The following is a 9,651-nucleotide window of genomic DNA, read 5'->3' on the forward strand; positions in this document are numbered from 1 at the left end:
GATTCACTCAGAAGATTTTCAAGTTCATCCCGTATTTGCTTAATTAATTCGTCAATTTCCAAATTCAACATTTCAGGGCTTTTAGTTTAGTATCTCGCAATTTTGAAATAGCTTATTAATCATTTTCTTTTTGTTGAATCTTCCTATTTGATCACGATCTGACTGATTTTTACGTTATTGCGTCTAACGACCAAGGCTTGACGACGTTGGCGATTTCTGAGCCTCGAAGAGGCGTTAGAACAGGCGCGACCTTTTGCTTTGCAAAAGTCGTGACTGAAGCCAATGTGCCGGAGGCCGAGCGAGAGTCGCGTAGCGATCTCGAAGCGATGCGTCAGAGCCGAAAGTTAGACGCAGTAACGTAAGTAAACCAAGAGATTTTCCTAACAAGGTGCTTGTTAAGAGCATATCGAAGCTACCCAAAGTTCAGTTACTTATTGATAAACCACTTTGTAATTTTTTCGTACCATCGTTCTTTAAACTTGTTCTCAGCATCTTTAGAGATATTAGCGGGTTTAGTCAATGTATCTAGTCTTTCCAGTAACACTTTAAGCTTATCACCATACCAACCGCCTTCTGCGAGGACTCTATAAAGACTATAGATTCGCTCATCAGTGCAACCAGGATAAATCTCTCCCAAAAATCTTTTTGCTAACCGAATTGTCTTTGAATCAATGGTTAAGTCGTACCGAGCTTTATAAGATTCACTCAGAAGATTTTCAAGTTCATCCCGTATTTGCTTAATTAATTCGTCAATTTCCAAATTCAACATTTCAGGGCTTTTAGTTTAGTATCTCGCAATTTTGAAATAGCTTATTAATCTTTTTTTTCGTGGAATCTTCCTATCTGATCACGATCTGACTGATTTTTACGTTATTGCGTCTAACGACCAAGGCTTGACGACGTTTCGCGAGTCCGAAGGACTTGGCGCGAGACTTGCCATGCAAGACGAGTGACAAAGCGAAATGTGGCGTTAGCCCGAGCGAGAGTTGCGAAGCAAGCTCGAAGCGATGCGCCAGAGCCGATAGTTAAGCGATGCGACCATGCATAACTTCATTGAATACCACTTCTTTATGGATCCTAATTCAATACGTACTTCTTCATTTGTTCTCTTCCGATTATTATAATCACAAAGATAAATTAATTGATCATTTATGAATCGAAATTTCTCCACAAAACCTTTTTCCAATTCTTTAAAAGTAGTATATTTATTCGCTTCCATATCAAATAACATCACTCGAGTAATTGGGCCTTCTGCATAATCAATAGTTAGCCATTCTTGTACAGCCAAATATCTCGAATCATTCGACCATTTTGCGACTTCGCCAAATATTCTGTTCCTTAATAACTTGCCATTTATTTTTAAAGAATAGTAAGGTGGTCCGAATCTTATTTCATCTATATATATTAGCTCATATCTATGTTGTTTACTTGGAGATATACTCATTATTATATTTACTATGATATAGCCTGGTCGTTTCGCTTAACGACCAAGGCTTGACGACGTTTCGCGAGTCCGAAGGACTTGGCGCGAGACTTGCTACTGCAAGACGAGTGACAAAGCGAAATGTGCCGGAGGCCAAGCGAGGGTTGCGAAGCAATCCCGAAGTGCTGCGTCAGAGCCGAAAGTTAGGCGAAGATCGATGCCTTATTAGAACCGAATTCGAATATTATTATGTAAAGCGTATTTTTGTATTTCTAGTTCGAGATTCAATATATCGAAACAAATAATTTCAACCATCTTTCCTCTCTTCATAGTAAATTTATAAAACGTAGATGTATTTCCAATGCTATATTTAGCTACGCGAAAATTATAATTGGTTTTTTCAATTTCCTTTATGCTTTTCCATGATAAAGCATTTACTCCAAACGTATTAGAACATCCTGGGGAAAAAGCTATTTTTATTTCATCAATTTGCATAAATCTTTCCGAAACGATAGGAGAGAATATAGAAAGAAATACTGCCCTGCATATGAAAAAGCTTATGCTGCATATTACTAATTTAACAAATCCACTAAATTCAAAAGAGAATAAGATACCTAAAACTACAACAATTGAATAAAAATAGGACAAAACATATTTATAATAACCTTTATCGACTATTTCTAATCGATAATATTCGGTCGTATAAATTTCTTTAAACGTTCTTCCGATTATTCTATTTTTCATCTACCAATGATATTTTGCATCGATTTTCGCTTAACGACCGAGGCTTGACGACGTTTTGTGACGGCACGAGTTTGCACATGCAAACGAAGTGACGGAAACAAAATGTGCCGAAGGCCCAGCGAGGGTTGCGCAGCAATCCCGAAGTGCAGCGTCAGAGCCGTAAGTTAGGCGAAGGCCTTTTCTCTCTAGTCATATTCAATCCAATATCGATCATTAAATCCGTAAACTTTTGTCTTCGCAGGAAATATATCGAATAACAAAACGTATTCCTCACGGATTTTTCTATACTCGAAAGAATGATGACCTAATCCAATTAACGTATTTGGTATTTTATCCATGTAATTGGGAACTAATTCCTCAAGAGATATGGGCATCCCATTGTTTTCCGACTTATACTTATCTATCGCGGCGATAATGGTTTCTCCTCTTTCAAGCGACCATTTAACTTGATATTGCGAAATGATCGTTGATATAAAAAGCTGTGGTACCATGAAAATAAAAATTGATAAGCCTCTTCCCAAAGTTTTCGCCTTTTTTCCAGTTAACTTTTGAAATATTCCAATTAAAATCATTAAGAATGAAATTATATAAGCGAATCCATAAATTCCTGAAACAAGAAAAGCTCCACCCAGATCAGCTGCAAGATCCACGTAGAGAATTGATGAAGCGAGTATTCCAACTATTAGAAATACCCATTTAATAATGAATTTATTATTCATATAATCTAATGCGATTGGTGCTTTTATTTTTCGATTTAGGAATATTTCAAAAGGCTTTCGCCTAACGACCAAGGCTTGACGACGTTGGCGATTTCTGAGCCTCGAAGAGGCGTTAGAACAGGCGCGATCTTTTGCTTTGCAAAAGTCGTGACTGAAGCCAATGTGCCGAAGGCCGAGCGAGAGTTGCGCAGCAATCTCGAAGCGCTGCGTCAGAGCCGATAGTTAGCCGCCGTTACTAATTTTAGTCTAATGATTTAACACAGGCGGCAATTAATTTATTCATTTCGCTTCCATTTCCGAAGTAATCTAATAAATGATTTCTTGATATTTTTTTCATAGATTGTGATCCAACGGCAGAACTCCACCCTAACCAATCGGATTGTCCAGAACGTAAATATTCTTCGCGGACTTCTGGCAATCCGAAACGATTATCTTTCATTTCTAAAATTTTTGCTTTTGAAATTGAAGAACTTTTAGGATTTATCAAAAGCAAATTTACTAATTCGCCAGCTTTTTCATACTCAGAAAGATAAATTTCAACAATCCATGCTATCCAAAATAATTGGTATTCAGTTATATCTCGTGAATTCCTAACTACATTTATTAATATATCAAGATAATCTTCCTTATCTTCTATAAACCGAGAAAAACTAAAAATATTCTTAATAAGATTAGGGAATTTTTCGATTATCCCTTCCAAATAATCTAAAACATTTCGAGAATAATCTCTTAAAAGAACTAAAACAAGTTCAGCATCTTCCTCTTCAATATTCGGATTTTTAAGAAGTGTTGTCAAATACTCAACTTGATCGTGGCTAAGAATATCTTGAAATGGATTGCTAACATCATATTCTTCCCCAGATACAATAATTACTTTCCTCCTTATTTGCAATAGCTCTGTTTTAACTGAGTCCAAATGCACATCAATATGTGAAGGAATATGATGAACCGTTTTCGATTGATTAATATTTAATCCTTTTAAACCCAAAAGCTGTTGAATTAAATTGAAATCGTCAAAAACCGTCTGCTGATCATTCCCAAATAAATAGAAATCATCCATGAATCGCAGAAATCCTTCACACTTCAATGATATTGAATTATCTATAAATTTAAGAAAATGCGAGCCTATTACTTTACAAGGTAAAATCCCTTGAGGCAAGCAATCAACACTTCTCCCAGAATTGATCTGTCTTAAAAATTGTCCAAAATCCTTTGTATCTTTTTCAGCGTTAGTGGTTTCAGAAAACCAAGAAACTAAGTCATGTTGATAGATTGAATTGAAGTATGACGATATATCAAACTTCATTCCATACTTGTATTTGTTAGTGAAAGCACTAATTGCCTTTTTAAAACTACTGTATGATGCCGCAGTATTGGGGACTTTATTTTCGGAGAAATTATATCCAAATATTTTTCGTGATTTAGAATTAGTAGAAATGAAATATGATCTATTTTTGTGAATTAAATCATATATAAAATACTCGGCAAAAGGATCAAGTTTTACAGTCCTTCTTAATAAACGTCCTCCTTTGTTCGCGAACACCCTACTTTGAGGTAAGAATTGAAGGGGATGATTTAAATTTCCATTTTGGTTTGCTATGCTCCTATCCAATTGTAAATGCATCTTATTTATAATTAGATGATTTGTATTTAGCGGAAATAGCGTTCTCTTAAAATCAGAGTTATAGAATTTTAAAGTATCTGCTGACATTTAGGTTTTAGTAATGGCGGCTAACGACCCAAGGCTTATCGACGTTGGTCGTAGGTGAGCCTCGAAGAGGCGTTACCGTCGGCGCGCTTTCTTGCTTAAGCAAGAAACGTGACGGAGACCAATGTGGCGAAGCCCGAGCGAGGGAGAACGAAGTGAACCCCGAAGCGTAGCGATAAGCCGAAGTTATCTGCTGTGCCGCGCCCGAATTTCTAACCGAGCGAAGCCACGGAAGGCGTAGTCGGTTAGGGAACACCAATAGAATTGCTATTTAAGATTTAAAAGATTACTTCTTTTTTGCAAATTCAGAAGCTACATCAGCAATGATCTTTCTCTGATCAGGTGAAATTTGTAAGAGTGTCTTTACGATTTCTTTCACACCTTTTGTGCTTTTGATTTTGCTGAATAAAACTTTATCCTCATCCATCTGAAAAACCTGTCCTTCATCAGAAGAAGAATACAGAACTGGTTTAATAGGTTTGGAATCATCTAAAAGCCAATCGAGGTTTATCTTATATCTTTCCTTAAAGGTAGTAAGAAATGCTTGAGAAAGCGATTCTACTCTACCTTGGATAATATTGTTTAATCCTGCTGGAGAAATATTTAGCTCAGGAGCTGCGTCTTTCTGGCTCTCACCATGATCTTCTATAACTGTTTGTACCTTCTTTCCGATTAGTTTTTCAGTTTTCTTTGAGGTCATTAAAAATACACTAATAATTTATTTTTCGTTGACATTAATTCACTAATGGTGTATTAATGTATTTACCGATACACGGGCACGGAATTAGTTTCTATGGCATCACCTCATACGAAAAGCAGAAAAAGACCGATTCTGAGACCCTCGAATACACAAAAGGCAGCAGATTCCGAGGTAACGATGTTTGCGAGTGTACTTCCTCAATGGAAAGTATCTAAAAAAGAGAAAGAATTCTTTTATAGAGCCTTGAAAGATGCGAGGAAGGATGCTGGCTTAACTCAAACGGACGTAGCTAAGAAGTTAAAACGAAGCCGAAGTCATATTTCAAAGATTGAGTTAGGACAAAGGCGACTATTTATAGATGAGTTTCTAGTGCTGTACAAGCTCTATGGGAAGCCAACTATCTATTTCTATTCAGCCTTTATTAAAAGCAATCTTATTGAACAAACTGATTAAGCCCGAGTAAAATCTGCGAAGCAGTTTTAACGAGGGCAATCGGATTAAGTTTAATGAAGATTTGGGGTTCCGATCGCGTCGCGTTCGGGTGAGAACCGGCTCATCATAAATCATAACCGAGGCAGGTTGTCATAAAATTACTTTATCCAAAGATAGGACCGCGTCGCTTTAAAATTTCGGTTATAGTATGCCCTTGATATTTATTAGGTTGAAAACTAGCTAATACTCCGCTATTTGCTAATTCGATTCGTTCATACAATTGCAAATATTCATTTCCGTGAAATTTGCCATTAGCATCTGAAACAGGGATGATAAAAACATTTCCACCTTTCAAAACATCAGCTATTCCAATTTCCCAAGGTACCCACTTAGAATTTATTGCATTCTTTGTTGCTAAGACCCAAAACATATCTAGATCTTTTATCTTTGTTTTAATTGTCGAGGCCGTTGTTTTATTCGTCTCCTTAGGCATTGCGGAATCTTTCCAATCAACATAGATATTTAATCCAAATTGAGCTAAATAAAGTATTAACCCTTCAACTAAATTGTTATCTTCATGACTATGGGAAAGGAAGATAGTAACGTTTGCATTCAAACTTTCTTGGAATATTCGACTCGTATTTTTACCGCGATACTGTTCACGATAAGAAAGTAAATTTTGTTCACTTAAATAACTCATAACACTCTTTAATAAAATTATCTACCTCTTCTTTTTGCTGCGTCTTCAATCCATTTACCCAAATTATTGTATCCATCATCTTTGATCCAATCATAGGTTGGGATAGATACCTCCTCTCCAGAAAGAGTAAATTTCCATTGCGTAAACGGATTTAAGCCTTTTGTAGAGGTTTTTTCGTCCTTATCTTTTATGTTATGAATATAAATTCCTAAAAGGCCATTTCCTTTCTTCCAGCTACTAGTAATTTCGTAATTAATCCATTTTCTACCGTAAGTATCTGAGCCTATTAATATAACAGTGACAGAGGTTCCCGAAAGCTGATTATCAATCCATTTCTCAATGGAACTATCATCTTTCTTTTTTACTGCTTCCCAATCCGCAGAATCAAAAAAACCAGCCGAATCTTGCGTAACCCAACTGTTCCGAACAATTGATGCACGCCAATTGTCTTTCTTATAATGAAAACTAAAAAATGTTTTTCTAGCCACCATAAACCTCCTAATTATTTACTACTTCTTTTAATATCGAAATTATTATTGAAATTAGTTCACTATCAGACTTTGCTTTATCATTGAGCATTTTAAAATTCGAGACGAGGCTCGTTGTAGTATATGCATATTTGCTAAGATTTGAATTAATCTCATTCCATATTTCCTCGGCGACAAAGCCTGTAGAACCGATAGGGATTAAAAACAACCCCTTTTCGAAAGCTATTTCAAATTCGGACGCCATTCCGTTGGAACGTACAATATGTCCAGATTCAAGTTTATTTCCAAAAAGAAAAATTGCAATTCCTGAATATAGGCACAAATCCTCTCTATATCTTCTCCACAATGTGTTCTTATCAATTGATCCAGTTATATCTTGAGGAAACGGCCTCAATAATAGTTGATCGTTAGAACTTTGACTAGGATTTAAATATATTTCTTCCAAGGCCCCTGTAATTACAGAACTGCCTACACCAAGGCCAAAACCAGAAACTATTTTATATCCTTCCTGAATTAAAGTTTTCGATAAGTTGTGTATAAAAAGAAAAGCATCATTTGGTTTTCTCGCTCCATAATCATTTGCTGCTCCAGAAATAAAAATTGTTTTACGCTTATATAGGTTTTCAATTTTATTAAGAGTGTTCGTTATTTCTGGATAATCAGATATCCTTATCGCTTTTATATTAAATCTGCTTAAATCAGAGACAAACAGTTCAAATTTAATCTTATCATATTCATACTCTTCGTTATTTGAGTAATCACTACTATTAATTTCCTTAATAAAGCAAAAATGTCTTCTCTGGTTTGAATTATATGCAACTCGTATTCTGCCAAGAATATAATCTAAATTCGGATCTTTAAAACTAAACCCAATAAATAAAAAAGTGCGCGAGACTAAAGATCCCGCCAAAGCTATAATAAATTGCCTATACTTTACGTGATATGACTCATAATCATCTTTAGTGAGAACGGCCTTATCCGGCGAACCTATATCTCCGTGCATTTTATAAACGACGGCGTCTCGCTTTGGCTTTGTATAAGCGAGCTGTTCAACAGTAGATTTAACATCTGGAATCCGTCCTTGCTTTTCCAATGCCGTTTCTATTAATTTATCGTAATTTGTTGTCCAATATTCATTCACAGGAAGTCTAGCAATAATGGCATGATTTTCAGTTAGCTTTGCATTCCTAGAAAATTCATCGATCAACAATTGATTGAGCTTGTGGCGATTCGAAGAATTCACATTTACGTGATATTGGGCAATGGCGACCATATCTGTTTCTTTTTCTATATCTAACTGAATCTCTTTTGCAATAGGTCTCATCAATTCCTTCCACGATACAAAACCAGAAGACATAGAAAATCCGGCACCGCAGAAAATAGCTAGGTTCTCCTCACTTAGTTCTTTTGCAATTTCACTGATGTACATTTCCTTCATATGTTTCCTATTATATTTTTATAATTTAAAGTAATCGCTTATTAGCATCACAAAAAAAGCCTGCCACGGACGGCAGGCGTCATAATGAGGGGCGCGGCATGGCAGATAACGACCAAGGCTTGACGACGTTTTGTGACGGCATGAGCTTGCGCACGCAAGCGCAATGACGGAAACAAAATGTGCCGGAGGCCAAGCGAGGGTTGCGTAGCAAGCCCGAAGCGAAGCGTCAGAGCCGAAAGTTAGTCGCTGTGACCAATGAAAAGTAGCAGCTTCATCGTGATTTTCTTTCTAAAAAATGATACCATTTAGAAATTATACCCTCAGGAACTTCGCAAAAAACGAGTCCCATTCCCCCTTCGTCTTCTGTATAAAACCGTTTTGATGGATCAATCTGGTAGTTTTTAGATTCAATACATCGATTACCATTCAAAGAGGACCAATCAACCCGCCTTCCATCTTCTAAAAGATAAACAAAACCACCGACTCGGATTTCATTTTCTATATACAGAAAATCCGTGATGATGAATTCTTTAACATAACCCCAATCAACACTTTTTATGGAATTTCTAGTTACTGATTTTGCACCTAAGAAGACTATCTTTTTCCCACATAATACTCCAGATAATAAAACTCCATCTTCTTGGGCGGTGTATTGAAAACAAGTACCAGTTTGTTTTTGTAATAGATAGTTATCCTTGAAATATATCAATGCACTTTTGTCATATTCCTGTGTTACCTCGACTTTTATAGCAGAAGCGTTTTTTAAATATACTTTGTAATTCTCAAATTCCTTTGCCTCTAAATTCATCAGAAAACAGAAATAGATAAGTAATAATATTTTTCTCATAGGAATATTTTTGGTCATGGCGACTAACGACCAAGGCTTGACGACGTTTCGCGAGTGCAAAGCACTTGGCGCGAGACTTGCTCTGCAAGGCGAGTGACAAAGCGAAATGTGCCGAAGGCCAAGCGAGGGTGCGAAGCAACCCGAAGCGATGCGTCAGAGCCGAAAGTTAAGCGCTGGTTGCGTTGTCTTACTAATTTTTTATAATTTCTTCCAATTTTGGAGAAATTTCTTCTGCTTTGTTAAGGACCATAAAATGTCCTCCATCAGCTATCAATATCGCCTTCCCTATCAATCTACTCGGAAATAACATATCGTTGCTTCCATGAATATGAAACAAATTAGAAGAATGTATTTTATTATTCCATTTCAATATAGATTTAAGAGCCCATTTTATAAATTTTCCATCAGTTTTAGAAAGAAAACTTTTCAATAGTTCTTTATCTTCAAACGAC

11 protein-coding genes and 1 pseudogene are annotated in these 9,651 nt (G+C 36.3%); 2 read left to right on the forward strand and 10 right to left on the reverse strand.

What is annotated here, in order from left to right:
- Positions 1-427: 427 nt before the first annotated feature.
- Together EHQ64_RS09135 and EHQ64_RS09140 are read right to left on the reverse strand one after the other, a co-directional pair.
- Positions 428-760, reverse strand: a complete 333-nt coding sequence (locus EHQ64_RS09135; protein ID WP_135649183.1) for a hypothetical protein — start codon at positions 758-760, stop codon at positions 428-430.
- A gap of 210 nt (positions 761-970) precedes the next feature.
- Positions 971-1,444, reverse strand: coding sequence for a hypothetical protein (locus tag EHQ64_RS09140; RefSeq protein WP_135649184.1), 474 nt, complete (start codon positions 1,442-1,444; stop codon positions 971-973).
- Positions 1,445-1,814: 370 nt separating this feature from the next.
- Between EHQ64_RS09140 and EHQ64_RS09150 the strand changes: the two genes are divergently transcribed.
- Positions 1,815-2,060: a hypothetical protein gene (locus tag EHQ64_RS09150; RefSeq protein WP_135649185.1), complete on the forward strand. Its 246-nt coding sequence runs from the start codon at positions 1,815-1,817 to the stop codon at positions 2,058-2,060.
- A 292-nt stretch (positions 2,061-2,352) separates the two neighbouring features.
- Here the strand turns inward: EHQ64_RS09150 and EHQ64_RS09155 are convergent, their stop codons facing one another.
- From EHQ64_RS09155 to EHQ64_RS09165, 3 genes are all read right to left on the reverse strand, one after another.
- Entirely contained in the window at positions 2,353-2,886 is a 534-nt protein-coding gene (locus EHQ64_RS09155) for a hypothetical protein (RefSeq protein ID WP_135649186.1), read from the reverse strand.
- Positions 2,887-3,127: 241 nt separating this feature from the next.
- On the reverse strand, positions 3,128-4,597 hold the full coding sequence (gene drt5 / locus EHQ64_RS09160; protein ID WP_135649187.1) for an antiviral reverse transcriptase Drt5: 1,470 nt from the start codon (positions 4,595-4,597) through the stop codon (positions 3,128-3,130).
- 283 nt (positions 4,598-4,880) lie between these two features.
- Positions 4,881-5,294, reverse strand: coding sequence for an XRE family transcriptional regulator (locus EHQ64_RS09165; RefSeq protein WP_135649188.1), 414 nt, complete (start codon positions 5,292-5,294; stop codon positions 4,881-4,883).
- 93 nt (positions 5,295-5,387) lie between these two features.
- On the opposite strand from EHQ64_RS09165, the gene EHQ64_RS09170 reads away from it, so the two are divergent.
- A complete protein-coding gene (locus tag EHQ64_RS09170; protein WP_246048671.1) occupies positions 5,388-5,747 on the forward strand; it encodes a helix-turn-helix domain-containing protein in 360 nt (119 codons plus the stop codon).
- 142 nt (positions 5,748-5,889) lie between these two features.
- Here EHQ64_RS09170 and EHQ64_RS09175 read toward each other — a convergent pair whose 3' ends face one another.
- From EHQ64_RS09175 to EHQ64_RS09195, 5 genes and pseudogenes are all read right to left on the reverse strand, one after another.
- Positions 5,890-6,426, reverse strand: coding sequence for a toll/interleukin-1 receptor domain-containing protein (locus EHQ64_RS09175; RefSeq protein WP_135649189.1), 537 nt, complete (start codon positions 6,424-6,426; stop codon positions 5,890-5,892).
- 17 nt (positions 6,427-6,443) lie between these two features.
- Positions 6,444-6,917, reverse strand: a complete 474-nt coding sequence (locus EHQ64_RS09180) for a TIR domain-containing protein (RefSeq protein WP_246048673.1) — start codon at positions 6,915-6,917, stop codon at positions 6,444-6,446.
- Positions 6,918-6,924: 7 nt separating this feature from the next.
- The gene (locus EHQ64_RS09185; RefSeq protein WP_135649190.1) at positions 6,925-8,352 is read right to left on the reverse strand and encodes an SIR2 family protein; all 1,428 of its coding nucleotides are present in this window, start codon (positions 8,350-8,352) and stop codon (positions 6,925-6,927) included.
- 271 nt (positions 8,353-8,623) lie between these two features.
- The gene (locus tag EHQ64_RS09190) at positions 8,624-9,217 is read right to left on the reverse strand and encodes a hypothetical protein (protein ID WP_167882380.1); all 594 of its coding nucleotides are present in this window, start codon (positions 9,215-9,217) and stop codon (positions 8,624-8,626) included.
- Positions 9,218-9,389: 172 nt separating this feature from the next.
- Positions 9,390-9,651: pseudogene (locus EHQ64_RS09195) on the reverse strand (alpha/beta hydrolase); the annotation flags it as partial.

It is taken from the genome of Leptospira sarikeiensis (assembly GCF_004769615.1).
Classification (GTDB): Bacteria; Spirochaetota; Leptospiria; order Leptospirales; family Leptospiraceae; genus Leptospira_B; species Leptospira_B sarikeiensis.